The sequence below is a fragment of the Streptomyces sp. NPDC088910 genome (assembly GCF_044749865.1).
Lineage (GTDB): Bacteria > Actinomycetota > Actinomycetes > Streptomycetales > Streptomycetaceae > Actinacidiphila.
Genome location: NZ_JBIVIV010000012.1, coordinates 131204 through 156896, shown reverse-complemented (window position 1 = coordinate 156896; position 25693 = coordinate 131204). Strand labels below are relative to the sequence as shown.

16 protein-coding genes and 1 riboswitch are annotated in these 25693 nt (G+C 72.6%); of the genes, 8 read left to right on the top strand and 8 right to left on the bottom strand.

From position 1 onward, the window contains the following. Positions 1-154 precede the first annotated feature (154 nt). From ACIP4Z_RS26090 to ACIP4Z_RS26065, 6 genes are all read left to right on the top strand, one after another. A complete protein-coding gene (locus ACIP4Z_RS26090; RefSeq protein ID WP_401312009.1) occupies positions 155-1495 on the top strand; it encodes an ABC transporter substrate-binding protein in 1341 nt (446 codons plus the stop codon). Beyond that, complete coding sequence (locus ACIP4Z_RS26085; protein WP_391163838.1) at positions 1492-2499, top strand: ABC transporter permease subunit; 1008 nt, start codon at positions 1492-1494, stop codon at positions 2497-2499. Before ACIP4Z_RS26090 ends, ACIP4Z_RS26085 begins: the two co-directional genes overlap by 4 nt. Continuing rightward, entirely contained in the window at positions 2496-3386 is an 891-nt protein-coding gene (locus ACIP4Z_RS26080; protein ID WP_401312007.1) for a carbohydrate ABC transporter permease, read from the top strand. Before ACIP4Z_RS26085 ends, ACIP4Z_RS26080 begins: the two co-directional genes overlap by 4 nt. After that, positions 3386-4243, top strand: coding sequence for an NAD(P)-dependent oxidoreductase (locus ACIP4Z_RS26075; protein ID WP_355338412.1), 858 nt, complete (start codon positions 3386-3388; stop codon positions 4241-4243). Before ACIP4Z_RS26080 ends, ACIP4Z_RS26075 begins: the two co-directional genes overlap by 1 nt. A 102-nt stretch (positions 4244-4345) precedes the next feature. Continuing rightward, positions 4346-7498 carry an alpha-mannosidase gene (locus ACIP4Z_RS26070; RefSeq protein ID WP_401312004.1) on the top strand — a complete coding sequence of 1051 codons (3153 nt, stop codon included), beginning with the start codon at positions 4346-4348 and terminating at the stop codon, positions 7496-7498. Between the two features lie 127 nt (positions 7499-7625). Next, positions 7626-11546: a discoidin domain-containing protein gene (locus ACIP4Z_RS26065; protein WP_401312001.1), complete on the top strand. Its 3921-nt coding sequence runs from the start codon at positions 7626-7628 to the stop codon at positions 11544-11546. Positions 11547-11620: 74 nt separating this feature from the next. Here the strand turns inward: ACIP4Z_RS26065 and ACIP4Z_RS26060 are convergent, their stop codons facing one another. The 4 genes from ACIP4Z_RS26060 to ACIP4Z_RS26045 form a co-directional block, all read right to left on the bottom strand. Further along, the gene (locus tag ACIP4Z_RS26060) at positions 11621-12268 is read right to left on the bottom strand and encodes a thymidine kinase (RefSeq protein ID WP_355338403.1); all 648 of its coding nucleotides are present in this window, start codon (positions 12266-12268) and stop codon (positions 11621-11623) included. 86 nt (positions 12269-12354) lie between these two features. Next, a complete protein-coding gene (locus ACIP4Z_RS26055; RefSeq protein ID WP_391048945.1) occupies positions 12355-13548 on the bottom strand; it encodes an alkaline phosphatase family protein in 1194 nt (397 codons plus the stop codon). Continuing rightward, entirely contained in the window at positions 13548-14141 is a 594-nt protein-coding gene (locus tag ACIP4Z_RS26050) for a DUF5998 family protein (RefSeq protein ID WP_188286046.1), read from the bottom strand. Before ACIP4Z_RS26050 ends, ACIP4Z_RS26055 begins: the two co-directional genes overlap by 1 nt. A gap of 76 nt (positions 14142-14217) precedes the next feature. Next, the gene (locus ACIP4Z_RS26045) at positions 14218-16977 is read right to left on the bottom strand and encodes a GNAT family N-acetyltransferase (RefSeq protein WP_391163834.1); all 2760 of its coding nucleotides are present in this window, start codon (positions 16975-16977) and stop codon (positions 14218-14220) included. 161 nt (positions 16978-17138) lie between these two features. Between ACIP4Z_RS26045 and ACIP4Z_RS26040 the strand changes: the two genes are divergently transcribed. Continuing rightward, positions 17139-17420: an HPr family phosphocarrier protein gene (locus tag ACIP4Z_RS26040; protein ID WP_355338395.1), complete on the top strand. Its 282-nt coding sequence runs from the start codon at positions 17139-17141 to the stop codon at positions 17418-17420. Between the two features lie 236 nt (positions 17421-17656). Here ACIP4Z_RS26040 and ACIP4Z_RS26035 read toward each other — a convergent pair whose 3' ends face one another. The 4 genes from ACIP4Z_RS26035 to ACIP4Z_RS26020 form a co-directional block, all read right to left on the bottom strand. Next, the gene (locus ACIP4Z_RS26035; RefSeq protein WP_355338392.1) at positions 17657-18358 is read right to left on the bottom strand and encodes a GntR family transcriptional regulator; all 702 of its coding nucleotides are present in this window, start codon (positions 18356-18358) and stop codon (positions 17657-17659) included. Positions 18359-18593: 235 nt separating this feature from the next. After that, positions 18594-19457: a M23 family metallopeptidase gene (locus ACIP4Z_RS26030; protein WP_401311995.1), complete on the bottom strand. Its 864-nt coding sequence runs from the start codon at positions 19455-19457 to the stop codon at positions 18594-18596. Between the two features lie 15 nt (positions 19458-19472). Beyond that, a riboswitch (cyclic di-AMP (ydaO/yuaA leader) is annotated at positions 19473-19640 on the bottom strand. A 301-nt stretch (positions 19641-19941) separates the two neighbouring features. Beyond that, positions 19942-21327 carry a M16 family metallopeptidase gene (locus ACIP4Z_RS26025; RefSeq protein ID WP_401311992.1) on the bottom strand — a complete coding sequence of 462 codons (1386 nt, stop codon included), beginning with the start codon at positions 21325-21327 and terminating at the stop codon, positions 19942-19944. Then, positions 21324-22700: a M16 family metallopeptidase gene (locus tag ACIP4Z_RS26020; protein WP_401311989.1), complete on the bottom strand. Its 1377-nt coding sequence runs from the start codon at positions 22698-22700 to the stop codon at positions 21324-21326. Before ACIP4Z_RS26020 ends, ACIP4Z_RS26025 begins: the two co-directional genes overlap by 4 nt. 403 nt (positions 22701-23103) lie before the next feature. Between ACIP4Z_RS26020 and ACIP4Z_RS26015 the strand changes: the two genes are divergently transcribed. After that, a complete protein-coding gene (locus ACIP4Z_RS26015) occupies positions 23104-25548 on the top strand; it encodes a DNA topoisomerase (ATP-hydrolyzing) subunit A (protein ID WP_401311986.1) in 2445 nt (814 codons plus the stop codon). Positions 25549-25693 lie beyond the last annotated feature (145 nt).

The following is a 25693-nucleotide window of genomic DNA, read 5'->3' as shown; positions in this document are numbered from 1 at the left end:
ATCGCGGCGTGCGTCTTGACGCTATATCAAACACGACCCTAAGTTCAGTCACTCCAACGTCATTCGGTCTTCTGAACGGTCGAATCCTAGGTAGGGGCCCATGAACACACCATTCGCACGTTTTACCCCGAAGACGAGACTCGCCGCAGCCGCTGTGGCCACCGTCCTCTCGCTGAGCCCGCTGGCCGCCTGCGGCGGCGGCTCCTCCGGATCGGGGGACAGCAAGTCGCTGGAGATGTGGACCTTCAAGCAGTCGCACGTCGCCGGACTGCGCAACGCGGCGGCCGAGTTCAAGAAGCAGACCGGCATCACCGTCAAGATCGAGGCGTACGGACCGGACGACGCGTACAGCACCAAGCTCCAGGCCGCCGCCAAGACCCACGACCTGCCCGATGTGCTGGAGACGCACTCCGACGGCGAGGACCTGGTGCTCGGCGCCACCGGCATAGCCAAGGACATCGCGGGCGACGTCGACGCCGCCTGGAGCGGCCTGTACCAGAAGGGCGTCCAGGTCTCGGGCACCGTCACCGACGCGAAGTACACCGAGTCCAAGCCCGCCGACTCCAAGACGCACGGCGTGAGCAAGGGCCAGCGCTTCAGCGTGCCCTTCACCTCCGGGACCTTCGGCATCGTCATGGCCAACAAGAAGATGCTGGCCGCCGCCGGGATCACCAAGGCCCCCGCGAACTGGGACGAGTTCCTGGCCGACCTGAAGGCCACCACCGCCAAGGACCCGAAGAACGGCGGGGTCAGCCTCGGTCTGAAGGTCAAGGCCACCGGTCTGACCTGGGTCCTCCAGCCGCTGGCCTTCGCCCAGTTGGGCAAGGAGAAGTACCAGGCGCTGTTCGGCAAGGACGCCGGCGCGGACTTCTCCTCCGCCGACGGCACCAAGGTCCTCACGCAGTACGCGCAGCTCCAGCCGTACTGGATGCCGGGCACCCAGACCCTCGACATCGACGCGGCCGACCAGGCGTTCGCCCAGGGCAAGTCGGCCTTCGACATCGGCGGCACCTTCACGCTGGCCTTCCTCCAGCAGAACGGCATGAACCCCGACGACGTGATGGCCTTCGGCCTGCCCTCGCCGGGCGACGGCGCGGTGCCCCACCGGGCGCTCGGCCCGCTGGCGCTCACCGGTCTGACGGTCACCTCCACCAGCAAGCACCCGGACAACGCCGAGAAGTGGATGAAGTTCCTGGCGCGGCCCGACATCGCCTCGAAGTTCGCCAAGGACGCCACCGACGTGCCCGCCACCGAACTCGGCGCGGACGCCGCCTCGGTGATGGGCCCGACGCTCGCCGACATGCTGAAGACCTTCGTCGGCACGCCGGAGACCACCTACGACCCGAGCGACAACACCTTCCGGCCGCCGACGTACGACCAGGACTCGATGGGTGAGGTGCTGGCCGACCTGACGCCGCTGAAGCAGAAGACCGTGGACCAGACCGGCAAGGCGATGGCCAAGCTCAACAACTCCTTCTGGGCGACGTCCAAGTGACCACCGCACCCCGTCCCACGCTCACGGAGACGGCCGGCGCCGGCCGGGGAGGCGATCCCCGGCCGGCCGCGCGCGCCGCCGCCGGCCGCGGCGCGCGCCCCCCGCGCCGCCGCGGCTACGAGGCCGTCTCCGGTTACCTGTTCGTCGCCCCCGCCGTCGTGCTCTTCGCGGTCATGGGCCTGTACACCGTCGGCTACGGCTTCCTGCTGAGCTTCGCCCGCTGGAACGGCTTCGCGCCGCACTGGGACTGGGTCGGCCTCCAGAACTACAAGGACCTGCTCTGGCAGAATCCGGCCTACGCGCCCCGGCTGCACCACGCGGCGCTCCACACCCTGTACGTGATGATCGCCGTCCCGCTGCTGACCGTGGCGGTGTCCTTCCCACTGGCGATCCTGCTCAACTCCGCCAAGCGGATGCAGGGCGTGCTGCGTTCGGTGTACTTCGTGCCGTACGTCACCAGCGGCATCGCCGTCTTCTTCGCCTGGCAGTACATCCTCCAGCCGGACGGCGCGGTCAACACCCTGCTCAGCAGCGTCGGCATGGGGTCGCTCGCGCAGCCGCAGGGCTGGCTCGGCAACCCGCACACCGCGCTGCCCACGATGATCGTGGTCACCGTGTGGGGGGCGGTGCCGGTCGCGATGCTGATGTACCTCACCGGTCTTCAGACCATCGACCGCAGCGTGATGGAGGCCGCGCAGCTCGACGGCGCCGGATGGTGGCGGACGAACATGTCGGTGGTGTGGCCGCTGGTCCGGCCGATCACCTCGATCGTCGTGCTGCTCAATCTCCGCGACTCCCTCCAGGGCTTCCAGACCTTCCTGGTGATGACCAACGGCGGTCCCGGAGACCACACCAACGTCCTCGGCCTCGAGGCGTACCGGCTGGCCTTCCTCAAGGACCTGGCGCCGACGCTCGGCCTGGCGAGCGCCCTCGGCTGGCTGCTGTTCGCCGCCGCCGTGGTGCTCGCCCTGATCAACCTGCGAGTCATGCGGAGCAGAACATGACGACGAACATCTCCGGCGCGGGCCCCTCGCGCACCACAGGACCCGCCTCGCCGGCCAGGGCCGCCGTCTCGCGCGCCGCCGCGCGCTGGACCGTCGGCATCCTGCTGACGCTCTACGGCCTGGTCAGCGTCTACCCCTTCCTGTGGATGATCTCGGCCGCCTTCAAGGACCAGGTCGAGGTGGTACGCGGCGGCCATCTGATCCCGCACCACCCGACGCTGGACACGCTGACCCACACCTGGAACCAACTGCACTTCTTCCACTACTTCCTGAACAGCCTTCAGGTCACCGCGCTCACCGTGGTGCTGACGCTCGGGGTGTACGCGGCGGCCGGATACGCCTTCGCGGTGCTGGACTTCCCCGGCCGCGGCCTGCTCCAGAAGCTCTTCGTCGCGCTGCTGTTCGTGCCCGGCATCACGGTGATGCTGCCGATCGTGCTGCTGGAGAACAAGATGGGCATCCTGGGCACGCACATCGGTCTGGTGCTGCCCTTCGTCAACGGCGGCGCGCCGCTGTCGGTGCTGCTGATGACCGGCGCCTTCAGCGCCGTGCCACGGGAGTTGCGGGAGTCGGCGCGGGTCGACGGCGCCAACGAGTTCCACATCTTCACCCGGATCTATCTGCCGCTGGCCAGGCCCGCGCTGATCACGGTGGCGCTGCTCACCGCGATCCCCACCTGGAACGAGTACCTGCTGACGCGGGTGTCGCTCAACGACGAGAGCACGTACACGCTGCCGCTCGGGCTCCAGACGCTCGCCTCGTCGAACGTGCCGCACTACAACAACCTGATGGCGGGCGCGCTGATCGTCGTCATCCCGGTGGCGCTGCTGTTCCTGAGCCTCCAGCGCTACTTCGTCAACGGCCTGGTCGGGGCGGTGAAGGGCTGATGCGCGTCCTGATCACGGGGGCCGCCGGACACATCGGCGGCCATGTCACCGCGGCGCTGCTGGCCGCCGGGCACGACCTGGTGCTCACCGACCTGCTGCCGGTGACCGAGCCGCGCGCCGCGCGCGTGCACACCGGCGACCTCCAGGACCCGGAACTGGTCCGCGAGGCCATGGCGGGCGCGGAGGCGGTGGTGCACCTCGGGGCGATCCCGCACCCGAACGACACCGACCCGAGCACGCTGTTCGCGCACAACTGCCTGACGGCGCACCGGGTGTTCGAGGAGGCGGGCCGGGCCGGGGTGCGCCGGGTGGTGGCCGCCTCCAGCATGGCCGCGGTGGGCCTGGCCTGGTCACCGGTGCCGGTCTCGCCGTCCTACGTCCCGCTGGACGAGGCCCATCCGAGCGTGCTGCGCGACCCGTACGGCCTGTCGAAGGCCGCGCTGGAGGAGGTGGCACGCACCGCACACCGGCGCTGGGGCCTGGACGCGGTCTGTCTGCGGCTGCCCTTCACCGGGACCGGCGACCGGCTCGGCCACTTCCTGGACGCCTGCGCCGCCGACCCGGCCGGTCAGCGGCACGACCTGTGGGGCTGGCTGCACACCCTGGACGCGGCCGAGGCGGTACGGCGCGCGCTGGAGACCGAGCTGACCGGCTGTCACGTCGTCAACGTCACGGCCGCCGACACGACATCCGCGCTGCCGTCCGCGGAACTGATGGCCCGTCACCATCCGGGGGTGCCGCTGCGCAGCGGCCTCCCGGACCACGCCTCGCTCTTCGACACGGCCGCCTGCACGGAACTGCTGGGCTTCACGCCCCGGCGCACCTGGCGTACGGCCGGAGCGGAGCGCCGTACCTGACCCCTCCCCCACGTCCCCCACGGCTTTCCCGCGAGCACTCGCCCTCCCGCATCCGCCCGCCCTTCCGGCACCCGCCCGCCCACGGCAGAAGGAAACGCAACTGTGCATGACGACCGGCACATCGTCGAAGAGCGGATCACCAAATTCCTCGCTCAGGTGGTCCGTCCCGCCCTCTACAGTGACGCGCTGACCCTCGATCTCGCCGCCTGGCAGGTGCCGGGCGAACCCGTACCGGTGGCCGACGCGCTGGCCGCGACGTACGCGCCCGCCGCGATCGGCGACACCTGGGGCGGTCCGTGGTCGACGACCTGGCTGCGGGCGACCGGCCGGATACCGGCGGCCTGGGCGGGCCGCCGGGTGGAGGCCGTCTTCGACCTGGGTTTCGACCCGACGAAGGGCCCCGGCGGCCAGGCCGAGGGCTTCGTCCACGACGCGGCGGGCGCACCCGTGCAGGGCCTGCACCCGCACCACCGCTCGGTGCTGCTCGCGGAGCCCGCCGCGGGCGGCGAACCGGTCGAGCTGCTGGTGGAGTTGGCCGCGAACCCGATGATCGAGGGCGCGCTCGCGGTCGGCACGCACTACGGCTCGCGGGACACCGCGGGCGAGGAACACCTGTACCGGCTGCGCGCCGCCGAGATCGCGGTGCGCGAGGACGCGGTGTGGCACCTGCTGCACGACATGGAGGTGCTGGACGAGCTGATGCGCGAGCTGCCGACAGACGGCTCGCGGCGGCACGAGATCCTGCGGGCGCTCCAGCGGGCGGTCGACGCGGTCGACGTGCGCGCGGTCGCGGCCACCGCGCAGGCCGCCCGCGACCGGCTGACGGACGTGCTGTCCCGGCCCGCGCACGCCTCCGCGCACACCGTCACCGCGGTCGGGCACGCCCATATCGACTCGGCGTGGCTGTGGCCGGTCCGCGAGACGGTCCGCAAGTGCGCCCGGACCTTCACCAATATGACGACGCTGGCCCAGGAGTACCCGGAGCTGGTCTTCGCCTGCTCCTCCGCGCAGCAGTACGCGTGGATGAAGGAGCGCCGCCCCGAGATCTTCGAGCGGATCAAGAAGGCGGTGTCCGACGGCAATTGGGCGCCGGTCGGCGGCATGTGGGTGGAGGCGGACGGCAATCTGCCCGGCGGTGAGGCGCTGGCCCGCCAACTCGTCTACGGGCGGCGGTTCTTCGCCGAGGAGTTCGGCATCCCGCAGGACGGCGTGTGGCTGCCCGACTCCTTCGGCTACACCGCCGCGTACCCGCAGCTCGCCGCGCTGGCCGGGGCCCGCTGGTTCCTCACCCAGAAGCTCTCGTGGAACGAGACCAACCGGCTGCCGCACCACACCTTCCACTGGGAGGGCATCGACGGCACCCGGATCTTCACCCACTTCCCACCGGTCGACACCTACAACGCCTCCCTGACCGGCGCCGAACTGGCTCACGCCGAGCAAAACTTCGCCGACAAGGGCGCCGCCACCCGCTCGCTCGCCCCCTTCGGCTTCGGCGACGGCGGCGGCGGGCCGACCCGCGAGATGCTGGAGAAGGCGCGGCGGCTGCGCGACCTGGAGGGCTCCACCCGCGTGGAGGTCGGCGACCCCTCGGCCTTCTTCGACGAGGCGCGCGAGGAGTACGAGCGGCTGCCGGTCTGGCGCGGCGAGCTGTACCTGGAGAATCACCGCGGCACCTACACCAGCCAGGCCCGTACCAAGCGCGGCAACCGGCGCGCGGAGGCGCTGCTGCGCGAGGCCGAGCTGTGGTCGGCGGCGGCCACGGTCCGCGGCGGCGCCCCCTACCCGTACGAGCGGCTGGAGTCGATCTGGCGGCGGGTGCTGCTGCACCAGTTCCACGACATCCTGCCGGGCTCCTCGATCGCCTGGGTGCACCGGGAGGCGGAGGCCGTACACCGGGAGTTGCAGGCCGAGTTGGCCGAGGTGATCGAGGCCGCGGTGGGCGCGGGGACGGGCGCGGGACCCGCCGGTTCGAGGCCCGCCGATTCAGGACCCGCCGACTCAGGACCCGTCTTCTACAACGCCGGGCCCTACGCGCGCCGCGAGGTGGCCGTCCTGCCCGCGGGCACCCCCGCCGCCGACGGCCAGCCGCTGTCCGACGGACGTACCGCCGTCCTCGTCGAGGCCCCCGCCTTCGGCACCGGTCAGGCCGTGCGCTCCGCGCTGCCCCCGGTCTCGGTCACCGAGGACACCACCGGGATCACCCTCGACAACGGGATGCTGCGGATACGGATCGACGCCGACGGCCTCGTGCGGTCCGCGTACGACCTGCGCGCCGGACGCGAGGCGATCGCCCCCGGCGCGGCGGGCAATCTGCTGCAACTCCACCCGGACGACCCCAACCGGTGGAGCGCCTGGAACATCGACGGCTACTACCGGGACACCGTCCGCGACCTCACCGCCGCCGACGCCGTCGAGGTCACCGAGGCCGGGCCGCTGCTCGCGTCGGTGCGCGTCACGCGCTCCTTCGGCGGCTCGCACCTCACGCAGGACCTGCAACTGGCCGCCGGAAGCGCCCGGTTGACCGTCCGGACCGACATCGACTGGCAGGAGCGGGACACCCTCCTCAAGGCCGCGTGGCCGCTGAACGTGCACGCGGAGCGCGAGAGCGCCGAGATCCAGTTCGGGCACGTCCAGCGCCCCACCCACGAGAACACGAGCTGGGACGCCGCCCGCTTCGAACTCTGGGCGCACCGCTGGGTGCACGTGGGCGAGCACGGCTGGGGAGCCGCCGTCGTCAACGACTCCACCTACGGCCACGACGTCTCGCGCCTGACCCGCGACGACGGCGGTACGACCACCACGCTGCGGCTGTCGCTGCTGCGCGCGCCGCACAGCCCCGACCCGCAGGCCGACCGGGGGCGGCACTCCTTCGCCTACGGCCTGGTGGTCGGCGCCGGGGTCGGCGACGCCGTCGCCTCCGGCTACTCCTTCAACCTGCCGCTGCGGCCGGGCAGTTCGGCGTCGACCGGCGGGGCCGCCGCCGGGCCGTCGTTCGTCACCGTCGACAACCCCGACATCGTCGTGGAGACGGTGAAACTCGCCGACGACCGCGGCGGCGACGTGGTCGTCCGGCTCTACGAGTCGCGCGGCGGCGGCGCGCGCGGGGCGCTGCACACCGGCTTCCCCGTCGCCGCGGCGCACGTCACCGACCTCCTGGAGAGCCCCACCGCTCCCCTCCCCCGGGCCGGGGACGGCTCCTTCCCGCTGGACCTGCGCCCGTTCCAGATCCTGACGCTCCGCCTGGCGCGTCCTTAGTGTCCGCCCGACGCGGGCCGGTTGCCCCCGCAGGCCCGTCGTGGCTGTTCGCACCGTTCCCCGCGCCTCTCAAGACCTGGCGTACCGCCCTTCCCCCTGGAAACCGACCCTCCGTAGGAGAAGCCACATGAGACCCACCCTCGCACGATGGCTGCGGCCCCCCGCCGCGTTAGCACTGCTGCTGCTCGCGGCCCTCCTGCTCCCTCCGTCGTCGCGGGCCGCCGCGGCGGCGCTGTATCCGCTGGGCGTCGGCGCCGACCTCGGCCCGAAACCGGTCACGCTGGGCCTGACGGCGAGCGCGGGCGACTCCGCCGACGGCCTGCGCACCGGTGAGAAGAACGGAAAGCCGTACTGGCAGACCGATGTGGCGGCCGGCACGGACTACATCAAGCTGGCGCTGGACCGGGAGTGGACCGACACCGTCGGCGGCGCCGGCCAGGTCACCGTGGCGGTGACGTACGACGACGCGCCCGACGGGACGACGCTTCGGCTGACGCGCGGCGCGAGCGACCTCGTCGGCAGCGTGCCGCTCACCGGAGCGGCCGGATGGACGACGGAAGCCTTCACCGTACCGGCGGACTTCGGGACGGAGGCGGGCCGTGAGCTGCGGCTGTCGGGGACGAAGGACGGGGCGCCCGCCGACGTGACGGTGGCGTCGGTGAGGGTCGCCGCGAGCCAGTCCGTGGACCTCGGCACCGCGGTCGACGCGCACGGCATCTCGCCGCGGGCGGGCGACAACGACACGCACCTGGTGACCGGCACGGAGGCGGGCCGCGGCTACTGGGGCACCGACCAGAGCCACCCGGGCGCCGAGACCGGCTTCTTCTACATGAACGTGGACGACACCGCGCTGTACGACAACCGCGACCCGGTCGCGGTCACCGTCGACTACCTCGACCGGGGCAACGGAGCGATCCAGCTCCAGTACGACTCCCCCGGCGACACGATCCCGGAGATGTTCAAGAACTCGCCGGTCTTCACCTACGGCGACTCGGGGACCTGGAAGACCCACACCTTCCTGCTGGACGACGCGATCCTCACCAACCGCTCGAACGGCTCGGACTTCCGCATCACCACCGGCGGCAGCCCGGCCGAACTGAAGGTCGCCCGCGTCTCGGTGACCGCGCTGCCGCGCGTGCTCGACCCGACGACCGGCCTCAAGCAGCTTGTGGCGCAGGCCGATCTGGCCTACCTCGCGGCCCGCGAGGGCACCCGCGACGGGCAGTACCCGGTCGGCGCGAAGGCCGCCCTCCAGCAGGCCGCCGACGCGGCCCGCGCGGTCGCGAACGGCACCGGCGTCACCGACGAGCAGGCCCGTACCGCCTTCCACGCGCTGGCCGCCGCGCTCGACGTCTTCCACGCCGCCGCCGTGAACACCGACCTGGCGCACCTGGGCACCGCCACCGCCTCGTCCACCGCCGCCGGGTCCGCCCCGGCCGCGGCGATCGACGGGAACGGCGGCAGCGCCTGGGTCAGCGGGGACGGCGGGACGGGCGAGACCTTCACCGTGGACCTGGGCGCGGCCAAGCGCTTCAACCAGGTCAAGGCCGGCTGGACCGGCGCCTTCTCCTCCGACTACACCGTCCAGGTGTCCACGGACGGGACGCGTTTCACGGATGTGGGCCGCACCGGGGCCGTCGGCGGCTCGGTGTTCACCACCGCCTTCGCTCCGACGACCGCCCGGTACGTCCGGCTGGCGATCCACGGGTACAGCGCGGGCCAGACCAAGGTGGGTCTCGCCGTCCTCGAGGTCCGCGACCAGCGGGTGGTCACACCGCACCCGAAGCTGGTCACCACCCGCTACTCGACCGGCGCTCCGGTCGTCGCCGACTTCGACATCCGCGACTACGGCGTCGACACCTCGGGGAAGAGGGACGCGACCGCCGCCGTGCAGTCCGCGCTCTACGACTGCCAGGACGCGGGCGGCGGCACGGTGTGGCTGGGCGCGGGCACCTACCGCCTCACCACCACCGTGGAGGTCCCGGCCTTCTGCTCGCTGATCGGCGACCGGCGCGACCCGGACCGCGGGTCCGGCGGCTACGGCACGGTGATCCGCGCCGACCTGCCGCCGGGCGCCGACGGGCCGGTGCTCTTCCGGGTCGGCGGCAGCGCCTCCGTCCAGGGCCTGACCACCTACTACCCGCGGCAGAACGCGGCCCACCCGGTGCCGTACAACAACACCTTCGAGATTCCGGGTTCGGCCTGGCAGAGCGACGCGAATTTCATGATGAGCACGGTCGCGCACGTCACGATGCTCAACTCGTACAAGGGTGTCGGGGTCTCCACGAAGACCGACGACCGCGGCAGGCCCGCGGTGCAGGGCCAGGTGCACGAGTCGGCGACGCTCGCCGACATCAAGGGGACGGTGCTGTTCACCGGGGCCACCGGTTACAACGGCTCGGACGTCGGCACCTGGAGCGACATCACCTTCTCCAACTCCTACTGGGCGCACGCGCCTTCGGCGTACGACCCGCCCGCGCGGTCGGCGCTCGACCGGTGGACGCGGGCCAACGGCACGGGACTCGTCCTCGGTGACCTGGAGTGGGACCAGTTCTCCCGGATCTCGCTGTCCGACTACCGCACCGGCATCCAGGTCGTGAAGGGCCAACGGGCGGCTTTCGTCGGCGCGTTCCAGCAGACCCGGGTGGTGCGCACCGATGTGGCCCTCCAGGTGGACGACATCGACACCCGCTGGGGCATGACGGTGGCCGGGGGCACGCTCCAGGGCAGCGTCGCGTCGATCCGCAACGCCACCAAGGGATTTGTGAAGGTCACCGGCACGGCGCTGGACGGCGCGACCTCCGGCACGGTCGTGACGATGCCCGGTCCCGTACCGGTCCAGGCCGCCGCACCCGACCTGCCCGCGCCTCGCGGGCACGCGCTGTACGCGGCGGGCGCCGTCCCGCACGGGGTGGGCTACCAGCCCGCCGCCGACGCCACCGCGGGCATCCAGCGGCTGCTGGACCGGGCGGGCGCGCGGGGCGGCGGCACCGTGTACCTGCCCGCGGGCTGGTACCGGGTCGAGGGCCGGCTGCGGGTACCGGCCGGTGTCGAACTGCGGGGCGCCTCGTCCTCGCCGAACCGCGACGAGGACGGCGCCAGCGGCGGCACCGTGCTGTTCGCCTACGCGGGCCGGAACACCGCGAACGCCGACACCGACGCCGCCTTCGTCACGCTCGCCGGAAACGGCTCGGGCGTGCGCGGTCTGCGGGTCTTCCACCCGGAGAACAACCCCGCGACCGGCTACGTCCCCTACCCGTACGACATCCGGGGCACCGGCCGCGGCACGTATGTGGTCGACGTCGGTCTGACCAACGCGTGGAACGCCGTGGACGAGGGCAACGACGGCTTCGTGGTGCACAAGGTGACCGGGGTCTTCCTCAACCGGGGCGTCACGGCGCGCGCGGGCCGCGGCGGTCTGGTCGACGGTGTGCTCAGCAACGGCAACGCGGTGAACCGCACCGGCTTCGGCATTCCCGGCTGGGGCCTCGGCAGCGATCTGTTCGCGCAGACCATCGACGGGTTCACCCGCAAGAACACCGACCTGGTGCATGTCGACGGCGCCCGCGGCCTGACGGTCTCGGACGTCTTCGGCTACGGCATGCACAACGGTCTGGTGGTCACCTCCGGCGACGTCCGCGCCTTCAACCTGGGCACGGACAACCTCGGCGACGGCGGTTACACCGTGAAGGCGGGCGCCTCGGCCGACGTCACGGCGGTCAACGTGCTGCGCTACAACGGCGCGACGTCCACCGGTCCCGCGAAGCTGCTGGGCATCATGGCGATCAACATGGTGCAGCAGTCGGTGACGGCCACGGCCGAGCCCGCGAGCGGCGGGAAGGTCACCGTCGGCGGGAACCAGACGGAGCCGGGCCGCTTCGAGCGCGGCGACACCGCGACCGTGACGGCCGTACCGGCGGCCGGCTTCCAACTGCTGGGCTGGACGCTCGACGGCGCCCAACTGCCCGACAGCGGGCCGACGGTCACCGTGCCGGTGACCGGGGACCGTACGGTCGTGGCGCGTTTCGGTCCGGTCGGCGTCAACTGACCGGCGGGCGGGCCCGGTCGACCGCCGTCGTGCGGCCGGCCGGGCCCGTCGTCGTGAGCGGGTGACCGCCGCGGTCAGGAGTGGGTGACCGGCAGCACGTCGGGCGAGAGCGTGCCCGCGCCCGCGGTCGCGCTGGTCATGCGGCGGCGGTGGTGACGGCGGCACAGCACCTCGTAGCCGACCTCGCCGGACCGGTCGACGTCGCCGATCACCACCTGCGCGCCCTCGACGACCATCACGCCGTCGACCGTACGGGCGTTGTGGGTGGCGCGCTCGCCGCACCAGCACAGCGCCTCGACCTGAAGGGCCTCGACCCGGTCGGCGAGTTCGATCAGCCGCTGCGAGCCGGGGAAGAGCCGGGTGCGGAAGTCGGTGGTGATGCCGAACGCGTGGACGTCCAGGTCGAGTTCGTCGACCACCCGCGCCAACTGGTCGATCTGCTCGGGCGCGAGGAACTGCGCCTCGTCCACGATCACGTAGTCCACCCGGCCGCCGCGGCTGAGCACGCCGACCACGTGGCCGTACAGGTCCATGCCGTCCGCGACCTCGACGGCGTCGGTGACCAGGCCGAGCCGCGAGGAGAGCTTGCCCTCGCCCGCGCGGTCGTCCCTGGTGAAGATCACCGACTGGAGGCCGCGAGCGGTGCGGTTGTGGACGATCTGGAGGGCGAGGGTGCTTTTGCCGCAGTCCATCGTTCCGGAGAAGAAGACCAGCTCGGGCATGGGAAGGACGACGGCCTTTCGATGGGGGGCGGGAGAGCGCGGGGGCGGGAGAGCGCGGGGCGGGAGAGCGCGGGGGCGGGCGGGCCTCAGGAGCGTACTTCGAGCAGCGGTACGAGCTGCTCGGCGGCGGCCATCGAGCCGTGCAGGCCGACCATCTTCGACTCCCCCGATTCCGTGCGGTGGGCGACGACCGCGATGTCGTCGCGGGCGACGGCCACGACGTCGCCGATCCGGCCGAACACCCGCTCGTCGGGCGGCGGTCCGAACCAGCCCGCCTCGATCGCCTCGGCCCTGGTCGCCACCCACATCTGCTCGCCGAGGACCTCGCTCCACACCGCGTGCACGTCGGCGGCGGCGCCGGGCACCGCGTAGACGTGCCGGGCGCGGGCCTCGCCGCCGAGCACCGCGACCCCGGCGCGCAGTTCCCAGTCCTCGTCGAAGTCGATCCGGGACCGCTCGTCGAAGGGGATGTCGATCATGCCGTGGTCGGCGGTGACGTACAGGGCGCTGCGCGGCGGCAGTTGCTCGGCGAGCCGCTGCGCCAGCCGGTCGACCATCATGAGCTGGCCGCGCCAGGCGTCGGAGTCGACGCCGTGCCGGTGCCCCATGCCGTCCAGCTCGCTGTAGTACGTGTAGACCAGCGTGCGGTCGGCGGCGCCGAGCCGGTCGGCGGCCAGGTCCATCCGCTCCTCGCCGGTGAGGCGCCCGTGGAAGGTGCCGCCGGACAGCGCGACCTTGGTCAGCGGGGTGTTGACGAAGGTCGGCGAGGAGACCTGGCAGGTGGCGATCCCGGCGGCGTCGGCGAGCTGGAAGACGGTGGGGTGCGGCTGCCAGACGTGCGGCGCGGTCCAGGGCTGCCAGCGCAGCTGGTTCATCAGCTCGCCGGTGGCCGGATTGAGCGTGGTGTAGCCCGCCAGGCCGTGCGCGGACGGCGGCAGCCCGGTGCCGACCGAGCCGAGCGAGGTCGCGGTCGTCGCCGGGAATCCGGCGGTCAGCGGGCGGCCGGTGCCGCCGCGCGAGGTCGGCAGCAGCGAGGTGAGGTACGGCGCCTCGTCGGGGTGGGCGAGGATCAGCTCCCAGCCGAGGCCGTCCACCAGGAAGACGCAGACCCGGTCGGCGGGCGCCAGTTCCAGGCCGGTGGCCGGCATGCCGGGGACGGCGAATCCGGCGACGGCGGCCGGGATGACGTCACAGAGCGCGCCGGTGCCGTAGTCGGGTACGGGAGCGGTACGCGGATCGAGCGGCGCGGAACCGTACCCGCCGTGCAGCGGCTGGACCATCAGTCAGTGGCCGCTGTCGCCTCGGAGAGCGCCTGCGCGAAGGCCAGGGTCTGGCGGACGGTGTCCGGGCCGTCGCCCGCCTCGCTGACCCGCAGCGACAGGTCGTCGGCGGTCGAGGAGCCGGTGTAGCCGTGGTCGGCCTCGCAGTTGGGGTCGCCGCAGGCGGCGGGCTCCAGGTCGAGCCGCGAGACCGCGCCCCAGCCGATGGTGAGCACCACTTCGCGGGGCAGCGTGCCGGGCGTGTACGACTCCGGGTTCGCGACCACCCGGCTGACCACGACCGAGGAGATCCGGCCGATCTTCACCGATTCGGTGGACGTGGTGGCGTACGGCGTCGGCGAGGTGTCGTCGGCGGCCTGCTCGTCGGTGTGGCTGACGATGAAGCGGCTGTCGGTGAGCACCAGCACGGTCACATGACGACGGACCTCGTTGGCGTCGAAGCTGGTCTCCTGGTGGACCAGGTAGGAGGAGACCGGCTCGCGTCCGACCGCCGCCTCGACGGCCTCCGCCACGAGGGTGGGGTAGTAGCCGCTGCGCTCGATGGCCGTGCGCAGGCCCTGAGTCGTAGTACCGGTCTTCGCCATGCCGACCATCCTAAGGGCCAGGTACGACCGCGACGTGCTCGGAGCGCGACCCGGCGTGCGGGCGGGCGCGGGAGCGGGCGCCGGGTCAGAACGAGGACAGCGCCCGCGGCCCGAGATCGGTGCGGGCGGGCGGCCTGGCCAGGCGGACGGACGCGCCGAGGACGGTCAGGCCGCGCGAGGAGACCACCACCGGTTCCAGGTCGACCGCGACGACCTCCGGGAGGTCGGCGGTCAGCAGCGACACGCGCAGCAGCAGCTCCTCCAGCGCGTCGGTGTCGACCGGCTCGGCGCCGCGCCAGCCGAACAGCAGCGGCGCGGCCTTGATGGAGCGGACCAGTTCGGCCGCGTCCCGGTCGGTGGCGGGGACGAGCCGGTGGGCGGTGTCGCCGAGCAGCTCCGAGGGCGCGCCCGCCAGGCCGAAGGACAGCACGGCGCCCGCGGCGGGGTCGACGCCCGCCCGTACCACCGTGTCCACCCCGCGCGGCGCCATCGCCTGCACGACGGGCAGCAGCTCCCGCGGGGTGCCCAGCCGCGCGGTCAGCTCGTCGTAGGCGCGCCGCAGGTCGCCCTCGTCCGCCAGGTCCAGGCGTACGCCGCCGAGGTCGGCGCGGTGCCGCAGGTGGGGGGCGGTGGTCTTGAGGGCGACCGGGTAGCCGAGCCGGGCGGCGGCGGCCACGGCGGTGTCGGCGTCGGGAGCGGGCAGCGCGCCGCGCACCTGGATGCCGTACCGGCCGAGCAGCGTCGCGGTGTCCGCGTCGCCGAGCGCGATCCCGCCCTCGGGCGCCTCGCCGGGCGGCAGCAGGCGGCGTACGTCGTCGGCCGCCGCGGCCTCCTGGATGTCGTCGAACTGCGGGATCCGGCCGGGGTCCGCCGATCCGGCGCGCCAGGCCGCGTAGGCGGCGGCCTCGGCGAGCGCGCGCACGGCCCGGTCGGGCGCGGAGTAGGCGGGGATACGGGAGGCGGCCTCGTCGCCGGGCGCGCCGAGCCGGTCGGCCAGGGTCTCCAGGGCGAGGTGGGCGACCACCACCGGCTTGCCGCCGCCCGCGGCGGCGGTCGTACGGCGCAGCGCCTCGGCGAGCGCCGGGTCGTCGCCGGACTCGGGGTCGGGGGCGTCCTCGGAGCCGACGCGCGGGATCGCGGTGACGACGACGGCGTCGCTGCCGGGGTCGGCGAGCGCGGCGCCGAGGGCGGCGGCGAAGTCGTCGGGGGTGGCCGCGGTGGTGAGGTCGAGGGGCGCGGCGGGCCGCAGTCCCGCGGTGAGCGCGGCGTCGTAGGTGAGCAGGCCGAGCGATTCGGAGTTGCCGAGGACGGCGATCCGGTCGCCCGCGGGCAGCGGCTGGAGGGCCAGGAAGAGTCCGGCGTCCAGCAGTTCGGTGACGGTGTCCACGCGGATCACCCCGGCCTGCCGGAAGAGCGCGGAGACGGTGGAGTCGGGGATGCGGGTGGCGGGCACGGCGTGTCCTGCCGGGACGGAGCCGGAGTGCAGGGCGCCCTTGACGACGACCACCGGTTTGGCGGCGGCGGTGCGGCGGGCGAGCCGGGTGAACTTCCGCGGGTTGCCGAAGGATTCGAGGTACATCAGGACGGCGTCGGTGTCGGGGTCGTCCTGCCAGTACTGGAGGAGGTCGTTGCCCGAGACGTCGGCGCGGTTGCCCGCGGAGACGAAGGAGGAGGGGCCCGCGCCGCGGCGGTGCAGTCCGGAGAGCAGGGCGATGCCGATCGAGCCGGACTGGGTGAACAGGCCGAGGCGTCCGCTGCGCGGCATCTCGGGCGACAGGGAGGCGTTGAGCCGGACCCCGGCGGCGGTGTTGAGGACGCCGAAGGCGTTCGGGCCGATCACCCGCATGCCGTGGCTCCTGGCCTGCCGGACCAGCTCGCGCTGGCGCGCCCTGCCCTCCTCGCCGGTCTCGGAGTATCCGGCGGCGACCACCACCAGGCCCTGGACGCCCGCGGCGCCGCAGTCGGCGACGGCCTCGGGGACCCGGTCGGCGGGCACGGCGATCACGGCGAGGTCGACGGGCGCGCCGATGCCGAGGACGGAGCGGTGGCCGGGCACGCCGTCGATGTCGGTTCCGCCGTCGGGGAAGGAGCGGTTGACGGCGTAGACGTGGCCGGTGAAGCCGCCCGCGACGATGTTGCGCAGCAGCGTACGGCCGACGCCGCCCGGCCTGCGGCCGGTGCCGACGACGGCGACCGAGCCGGGGCGCAGCAGCCGCTGGACGGAGCGGGCCTCGGCGCGGTGTTCGCGGGCCCGCATGACCTGGACGGACTGCTCGGTGGGTTCCAGGTCGAGTTCGAGGTGGACGACGCCGTCGGTGAAGCTGCGCTGCTGGGTGAAGCCCGCGTCGGTGAAGACCTTGACCATCTTGCGGTTGGTGGGCAGGACTTCGGCGGTGAAGTGCAGGATGCCGCGCTCGCGGGCGACGGCGGCGATGTGTTCGAGCAGCGCGGAGGCGACGCCGCGGCCCTGGTGCGCGTCCTGGACGAGGAAGGCGACCTCGGCGCGGGTGCCGGTGGTGCCCTTGTCGGCGGAGACGGCCCGGCCCGCGTCGTCGGTGCGGTCGTAGCGGACGGTGGCGATGAAGTCGCCGCCGACGGTGGCGGCCAGGCCGACGCGGTCGTTGTAGTCGTGGTGCGTGAAGCGGTGCACGTCCCGGTCGGACAGCCGGGGGTAGGGCGCGAAGAAGCGGTAGTACTTCGACTCGTCGGAGACCTGCTCGTAGAAGTCGACGAGCCGTCCCGCGTCGTCGGGCCCGATCGGCCGGATGTGGGCGATCCCGCCGTCCCGCAGTACGACGTCCGCCTCCCAGTGGACGGGGTACGGATGCGCCGTCTGCTCGCTCATGGCCCCAGCGTAAGCGGGTGGCCCGGCGGGCGCGTCACACTCGCGGAGCCGACGCGCAGGGGGCAGTCTGGTGGGGGCCGCGATCGTGCCGACGTGCCGGAGCAGCGCTCCGGCCGTGCGAAACTGGTCTAGACAACTGGAACGACCCGAAGGGCAGCACCATGGTTGAGCGCCGTGTCAACGTCGGCTGGGCGGAGGGCCTGCACGCCCGCCCCGCGTCCATCTTCGTCCGCGCGGCCATGGCCGCGGGCGTCCCCGTGACGATCGCGAAGGCCGACGGCGGCCCGGTGAACGCCGCGTCCATGCTGGCGGTGCTGAGCCTCGGCGCGCAGGGCGGCGAGGAGATCGTGCTCGCCTCGGAGGCCGACGGCGCCGACGCCGCGCTCGACCGGCTGGCGAAGCTCGTCGCCGAGGGCCTGGAAGAGCTTCCCGAGACCGTCTGAGACGCGGCGGGGCGCGCCCGCCCTCCCCGGCCGCGCTTTCGCGCGACCGGGCCTTCGGGCGGTGCGCCCTGCCGCGCGATGCGCCCTTCGCGTGGCCGGAACACGTCCGGGGATCTTTGTCCCGCCACCGGACAGCGGAATTCAGCGGGGCCGGACAATCCACCCGGATTGCACCGGCCCCGCTTTATTGCATTTACGGGTGCCGCAATTCTACGCACTTGTATACGGTGCGATTGTTAATGGCGGCGGCGCACCGCGTTTACGGGATGTTTCAGAATCCTCACCGCGGCGCTCCGCTCCACGTGCCCCGCGGCCAGTTTGCGGGCCCGCTCGGCGTCACCGCGCGCCACCGCGTCCACGAGCGCCGCGTGCTCCTCCCACGACTCCACCGCGCGGGTGGGCACGTCGTCGCCGTACACCCAGGCGATCTTGTGGCGCAGCTGCGTGAGCAGCGCGGCCAGCGTGGGACTGCCCGACGCCTGCGCCAGCGTCTCGTGGAACCAGCCGCCGAGCGACGGCAGGTCGGACAACTGGCCCTGGACCGCGCGCTCCTGACCTAGGCGTACGAGTCCGCGCAGCACCTTCAGATGCGCGTCGGTACGGCGCTGGGCGGCGCGCGCGGCGCCCAGCGGCTCCAACAGGCCGCGCAGTTCCAGAAGGTCGGCCGCCTCCTGCTCGGTGGGCTCGGCCACCGACGCGCCGGCGTGCCTGCGGGTGCGGACGAAGCCCTCGGACTCCAAGGTGCGCAGCGCCTCGCGGACCGGCACGCGCGACACCCCGTACCGCTGCGCGAGCAGTTCCTCCGTCAGCCGGCCGCCCGGCGGGAAGAAACCGCTGACAATGTCGTCGCGGATGGCCGTACACACCACCTGGGCGGAGATACGCCGCCCCGTGCCGTCCGTCCCGTTCACATCCGATTCCGCATCGCAGGACCCCATTCTTTCCGCACATTCTGCGGTAACCCTATTCCAGCACACCAGGGATTCCGATCACAGTCCCGAATATGGGACTTCTTTTGGCGCGCGGGACCGATGCGGGACGGGTACGGGACCGATGCGGGACGGGCACGAGACGGACGAAGGCCCCGGCGGGGGGAGCCGGGGCCTTCGTGCTGAGGGGGGTGGTGCGGTGGTTCCAGGGGGGCGGTGGCGGGACCCCTGCGGGGTCGTGGGGTCAGACCGAGACGCCGTGCTTGCGCAGGTAGGCGATGGGGTCGACGTCGGAGCCGTAGTCGGGTCCGGTACGGGCCTCGAAGTGCAGGTGCGGCCCGGTGACGTTGCCGGTCGCGCCGGACAGGGCGATCTGCTGGCCGGGCGTGACGCTCTGGCCGACCGAGACCTGGATCGAGGACAGGTGGCCGTACTGGGTGTACATCCCGTCGGACATCCGGATCACGATGTTGTTGCCGTACGAGCCGCCCCAGCCGGCCTCGACCACGGTGCCGGAGCCGACCGCGTGCACGGTGGTGCCGCTGGCCGCGTGGAAGTCGATGCCGGTGTGGTAGCCGGAGGACCACAGGCCGCTGGAAGAGTGGTAGGCGGTGGAGACGTAGGAGCTGTCGACCGGCAGGACGAAGGAGCCGAGGCGCTTGCGCTCGGCGGCGGCGCGGTCGGCGCGGGCCTTGGCCTCGCGGGCGGCCCGGACCTTGGCCGCGGCCTCCGCCGTGGCCTTCGCGGCCGCCGCGTCGGCCTTGGCCTTGGCCGCCTTGGCGCGGGCGGCGGCCTCCGCCTGCTTGCGGTCGGCCTCCGCCGTGGCCTTCGCGGCCTCGGCGGCCTTGCGCTGGGCCTCCGCCTGCGCGGCCAGGGAGTCGGCGAGCGAGCCGGTCACATCGGCGGTACGGGCGAAGACGGTGTTCGCGACGGCGTCGTGCGCGCTCTCGGCGTGGGCCGTGGCGGTCATCGAGGTGGCCCCGAACGCTCCGGTCGCGGTGAGCACCGCGACTCCGGCGAGCGTGCCGCCACCGCGGACAGTGCGTGCGGCGCCGCGACGGGGACGGCGGTGCTTCCCGCTGGGCGCGGGCAGAACGGTGAACGCCATGAAGAGGCGTCGCTCCTTTCCTTCCTTCTCGCCTACCGGGTTAGCTGACGGGTTCGGAGCAGGAAGGTCTCCTACGGGTCCGGCCGCCGCTCGGCGGTCGGTCCCGATTCACCCCAGGGACTGCTCCCTCGTGAGAGGGCTGGGTCCCCGGCTCCCCTGACGGGGACTCGGCGATGTGTGCCCGCGTGCCGCCGGACGCGGCTGCTGCTGACGGGCAACGAGCGAAGACGCTAACCGCGGTTTCGCCCATCCGCCAAACAGATCAGCTGATTTGTTGCGTACGCCACACTTCGCTGACACTCCCCCGCAAGCCCTCCCCAAATCCCGCACGGCGCTCGAAAACGCCCGCACGGCGCTCCAGAACGCCCGGAACCCCGGCGCCGCAGGGGGCTGCCGGGGTTCCGGGGACGGGTGGCGCGAGCGGTGCCGACCGCTCGCGCCGGGTGGTGCGTGACCCGCGTGACGCGGGTCCGACCGTCCGGTACTACGTGATGATGTTCACCGGTCCGATGCCCAACTCGCCCACCGGCCCGGCGATGACGGACGCGTCCCCGACCAGGACCACCACGAGCCGGTCGAGCGGGAAGGCGTTGACGACCGCGGCGGTCGCCTCCACCGTGCCCGTGGCCGCCAGCCGCGCGTAGAGCTTGGCCTGGTAGTCGTCCGGGAGCTGCTGCTCGACCTGGTCGGTCAGCGTGGCCGCGACGGCCGCCGACGTCTCGTAGCGCAGCGGCGCCACACCGACCAGATTCTGTACGGCGACGTCCCGCTCCTCGTCGGTCAGGCCGCCCTCGCCGAGCGTCCTGATGACCTGCCAGGTGTCGGCGAGCGCGGGCCCGGTGACCTCGGTGGCCACCGAGCCGCTGATGCCCAGCAGCGCGGCGCCCGTACCGTCGGCGGAGCCGAGCAGCACCTGTCCGAAGGCGCGTACGCCGTAGGTGTAGCCCTTCTCCTCGCGCAGCACGCGGTCCAGGCGGGAGGTCAGGGTGCCGCCCAGGCAGTAGGTGCCGATCACGCGGGCCGCCCACACCGGGTCGTGCCGGTCGGCGCCGGTACGGCCGATGAGGAGCTGGGTCTGCACCGCGCCCGGCCGGTCCACGATGACCACGCGCGCGGTGTCGTCCGAGGTGATCGCCGGGCGCGGGCGGGGCTTGGCGGCCGAGCCGCTCCAGCCGCCCAGGGTGTCGTCGAGCAGCCGCGGCAGGTCGATGCCGGTGAGGTCGCCGACCACCACGGCGGTCGCGGTGGACGGGCGGACATGGGCCCGGTAGAAGGCGCGTACGGCCGCCGCGTCGATCCTGCGGACGGTCTCCTCGGTGCCCTGGCGCGGCCGGGAGCAGCGCAGCTCCGGTGCGAACAGCTCCTTGGACAGCGCCATCGCGGCCCTGCGGGCGGGGTTGGCCAGCTCGTGCGGGATCTCGTCGAGCCGGTTGGCGACCAGGCGCTTGATCTCGTCCTCGGGGAAGGCCGGGGTCAGCAGCGCCTCCGCGAGCAGGGCGAGCGCCTTGTCGAGCCGGGAGGCGGGCACTTCGAGGGAGACCCGCACACCGGGGTGGTCGGCGTGCGCGTCCAGCGTGGCGCCGCAGCGCTCCAGCTCGGCCGCGAACTCCTCGGCGGTGTGCTGCTCCGTGCCCTCCGACAGCGCCCTGGCCATGATGGTGCCGACGCCGTCCAGACCCTCGGGTTCGGCGTCCAGCGGCGCGTCGAGCAGCACCTCGACGGCGACGACCTGCTGTCCCGGGCGGTGGCTGGTCAGCACCGTCAGCCCGTTGCCCAGGGTGCCGCGGTCGGGGGCGGGGAACGCCCACGGCCGGGGCTCCCCGGCCTGCGGCTGCGGGTGGAACGTCATGACGGCCGCGGTCTCGCTCACAGCTCGCCCTCCTGCTCGGTGGCTTCGTCGGTGGCTTCGTCGGTGGCGTCGTCGGTGGCGTCCTCCGCCGCGTCGCCGCCGGTGGGCTCGTAGACGAGGACCGCGCGGTTGTCGGGGCGCAGCCGCGCGGCGGCCACGGCCCGCACCTGCTCGGGGGTGACGGCCAGCACCCGCTGAACGGCGGTGAGGGCGAGCTGCGGGTCGCCGAACAGCACCGCGTAACGGCACAGTTCGTCGGCCCGGCCGCCCACGGTGGCGAGCCGGTCGAGCCACTCGCGCTCGATCTGCGCCTGGGCGCGCTCCATCTCCTCGGGGCTGGGGCCCTCCTGGGCGAAGCGGGCCAGCTCCTCGTCCACCGCGGCCTCGATGGTGCTCAGTTCGACCCCGCTGGACGCCTTGATGTCCAGCCAGCCGAGCGACGGCGCGCCCGCGAGGCGCAGCAGGCCGAAGCCCGCGGCGACGGCGCTGCGGTCGCGCCGTACCAGCCGGTTGTGCAGCCGGGACGACTCGCCGCCGCCGAGCATGGTCAGCGCCAGGTCGGCCGCGTCGCCGTCGGCGGTGCCGTCCTCCGGCAGCCGGTAGGCCGCCATCAGCGCGCGCGAGGGCACGTCCTCCTCGATCACCTCGCGGAGCTGGCCGCCCATCACCTCGGGCAGCGAGCCGTCGCGCGGTGCGGGCTTGCCGTCGTGGGCCGGGATACTGCCGAAGTACTTCTCGACCCACGCCAGCGTCTGCTCGGGGTCGATGTCGCCGACCACGGCCAGCACCGCGTTGCCGGGCGCGTAGTACGTACGGAAGAACGCCTGCGCGTCCTCCAGCGACGCCGCGTCCAGGTCGGCCATCGAGCCGATCGGCGTGTGGTGGTACGGGTGCCCCTCGGGGTAGGCCAGCGCGGTCAGCCGCTCGAAGGCCGTGCCGTAGGGGACGTTGTCGTACCGCTGGCGGCGCTCGTTCTTCACCACGTCGCGCTGGTTGTCCAGGCTCTCCAGGTCGAGCGCGGTGAGCAGGCTGCCCATCCGGTCGGCCTCCAGCCACAGGGCCAGTTCGACCTGGTGGGCGGGCATGGTCTCGAAGTAATTGGTGCGCTCGAAGCTGGTGGTGCCGTTCAGCGAGCCGCCCGCGCCCTGCACCAGTTCGAAGTGCCCGTTGCCCTTGACGCTGGCGGAGCCCTGGAACATCAGGTGCTCGAAGAGGTGGGCGAGGCCGGTACGGCCCTTGACCTCGTGGCGGGAACCGACGTCGTACCAGAGGCAGACGGCCGCGACCGGAGTGAGGTGGTCCTCGGAGAGCACCACCCGCAGGCCGTTCGCCAGGCGGTGCTCGGTGGCTGTCAGGCCGCTGGAGTGTGCCTCCGGCGTGGCCGTGTGACCCATGGGCAAGCTGTCCTTCCGGTCGCTGCTGCGTGACTGCGTAGAGTGCTGCCACTCTAGGCAAGGGAGCCGACCGTCCGCGAAGTTCCCGGTCACGCCGTGGGTGAACGTGCCCGTCGCGTCGTGGGTGAACGTGCCCGTCGCGTCGTGGGTGAACGTGCCGTCCACGGCACGCTCGTACCGGGTGGTGGTCCGCGATGTCGGTAGTGCGGTCCACAATGGTCGGCGTCCCACCCGAGCCTTGTGCCCGTCCGACCGCTCGACTGATCGCTCGACTGATCGCTCGACTGATCGCTCGTCCGATCGGCTGATCGCCCGTCCGATCGTCCGACCGGCCACCGCCCGACCGCCCGACCGCCCGACCGATCGCCTGTCCGCCCGTCCAGATGAAGGAGCAGCCGCCGAGATGGCCCGCCGCACCGCGAAGACCCCGCCGCCCGACGATTTCGAGGAGCGCATCCTCGACATCGACGTCGTGGACGAGATGCAGGCCTCCTACCTCGAGTACGCCTACTCGGTGATCTACTCGCGGGCGCTTCCCGACGCCCGTGACGGGATGAAGCCGGTACACCGCCGCATCGTCTACCAGATGAACGAGATGGGGCTGCGGCCCGACCGCGGCTTCGTCAAGTGTGCCCGCGTGGTCGGCGAGGTGATGGGCAAGCTTCACCCGCACGGGGACGCGTCGATCTACGACGCCATGGTGCGGATGGCCCAGCCGTTCTCGCAGCGGCTCCCGCTGGTCGACGGACACGGCAACTTCGGCTCGCTGGACGACCTGCCCGCGGCGATGCGTTACACCGAGGCCCGGATGTCCGGCCCGGCCCAGCTCATGGTGGAGTCGATCGACGAGGACACCGTCGACTTCGCCCCCAACTACGACGGCCAGGAGCAGGAGCCCGCGGTCCTGCCGTCCGCGTATCCCAACCTGCTGGTCAACGGCGCCTCCGGGATCGCCGTCGGCATGGCCACCAGCATGCCGCCGCACAATCTGGGCGAGGTCATCGCCGCCGCGCGCCACCTCATCAGGCACCCGAACGCCGACCTCGACACACTGATGCGCTTCGTGCCCGGCCCCGACCTGCCGACCGGCGGCCGGATCATCGGACTGACCGGCATCCGGGACGCGTACGAGTCGGGCCGGGGCACCTTCAAGATCCGCGCGACGGTCGCGGTGGACGACGTGACGCCGCGCCGCAAGGGCCTGGTCGTCACCGAACTGCCCTTCACGGTCGGCCCGGAGAAGGTGATCGCGAAGATCAAGGACATGGTCAACGCGAAGAAGCTCCAGGGCATCGCGGACGTCAAGGACCTCACCGACCGCGAGCACGGCCTGCGGCTGGTCATCGAGATCAAGAACGGTTTCAACCCCGAGGCCGTCCTGGAGCAGCTCTACAAGCTGACGCCGATGGAGGACTCCTTCGGCATCAACAACGTGTGCCTGGTGGACGGGCAGCCGCTCACCCTGGGCCTGCGCGAACTGCTCCAGGTGTACGTCGACCACCGCTTCGAGGTCGTCCGCCGCCGCAGCGAATTCCGCCGCACCAAGCGCCGCGACCGGCTGCACCTGGTGGACGGTCTGCTGGTGGCCCTCATCGACATCGACGAGGTCATCGCGATCATCCGGGCCAGCGACAACTCGTCGGCGGCCAAGGAAAGCCTGATGGAGCGCTTCGGGCTCTCCGAGATCCAGACGCAGTACATCCTGGACACCCCGCTGCGCCGCCTCACCCGCTTCGACCGGATCGAGCTGGAGTCCGAGCGCGACCGGCTGAACGCGGAGATCGCCGAGCTGACCCGGATCCTCGACTCGGACGCGGAGCTGCGCAAGCTGGTCTCGGCCGAACTGGCCGCGGTCGCCAAGCAGTACGGCACCGAGCGCCGTACGGTCCTGCTGGAGTCGGCGGGCGCGCCGCTGTCCTCGGTGCCGCTCGAAGTGGCCGACGACCCGTGCCGTGTGCTGCTCTCCTCGACCGGGCTGCTGGCCCGTACGACCAACGGCGAGGACTTCAGCGACGGCGGTGCCAAGCGCGCCAAGCACGATGTGATCGTCTCGGCGGTGCCGACCACGGCGCGCGCCGACATCGGCGCGGTGACGTCCGCCGGGCGGCTGCTGCGGCTGACCGTGATCGACCTGCCGATGCTGCCGGACACGGCCGGGGCGCCGTCGCTGGCGGGCGGCGCCGCGCTGTCGGAGTTCCTCACCCTGGAGGACGGCGAGCGGGTGCTGTGCCTGACCACGCTCGACGAGTCCTCGCCCGGCCTCGCGCTCGGCACCGAACAGGGCGTCGTCAAGCGCGTCGTGCCCGACTACCCGTCGAACAAGGACGACTTGGAGGTCATCGGCCTCAAGGACGGTGACCGGGTGGTCGGCGCGATGGAGCTGCGCACCGGCGAGGAGGACCTGGTCTTCATCACCGATGACGCGCAACTGCTGCGTTACCCGGCCGCGCAGGTACGCCCGCAGGGGCGGCCCGCGGGCGGCATGGCGGGCGTCAAGCTCGCCGACGGCGCCAAGGTAATCTCCTTCACCGCCGTCGATCCCGCCGTGGACGCGGTGGTGTTCACCGTCGCGCGCGCCGAGGGCACGCTGGACGACACGACCGAGGGCACCGCGAAGCTGACGCCGTTCGAGCAGTATCCGCGCAAGGGGCGCGCCACCGGCGGTGTGCGCTGCCAGCGGTTCCTGCGCGGTGAGGTCGGTCTCGCGCTGGCCTGGGCGGGTCCCGCGCCCGCCCGCGCCGCCACGCCCACCGGCACTCCCGCCGAGCTGCCGCCGAAGGACCCGCGCCGCGACGGCTCGGGGGTGCCGCTGGTCAAGCCGGTCGCGGTGGTGGCGGGACCGGTGTAGCGCCGGGCCGTACGCGGGCCGGTCGCACGGGGGCGTGCGGCTTGTCGTACAGGCTGTCGTGCGGCCGGTCGTACAGGCTGTCGTACGGGTCGCTGGATACGGGCGCGGTGGCGGGGGCCGCCGCGCCCCGGGATTCGGGGGCCGC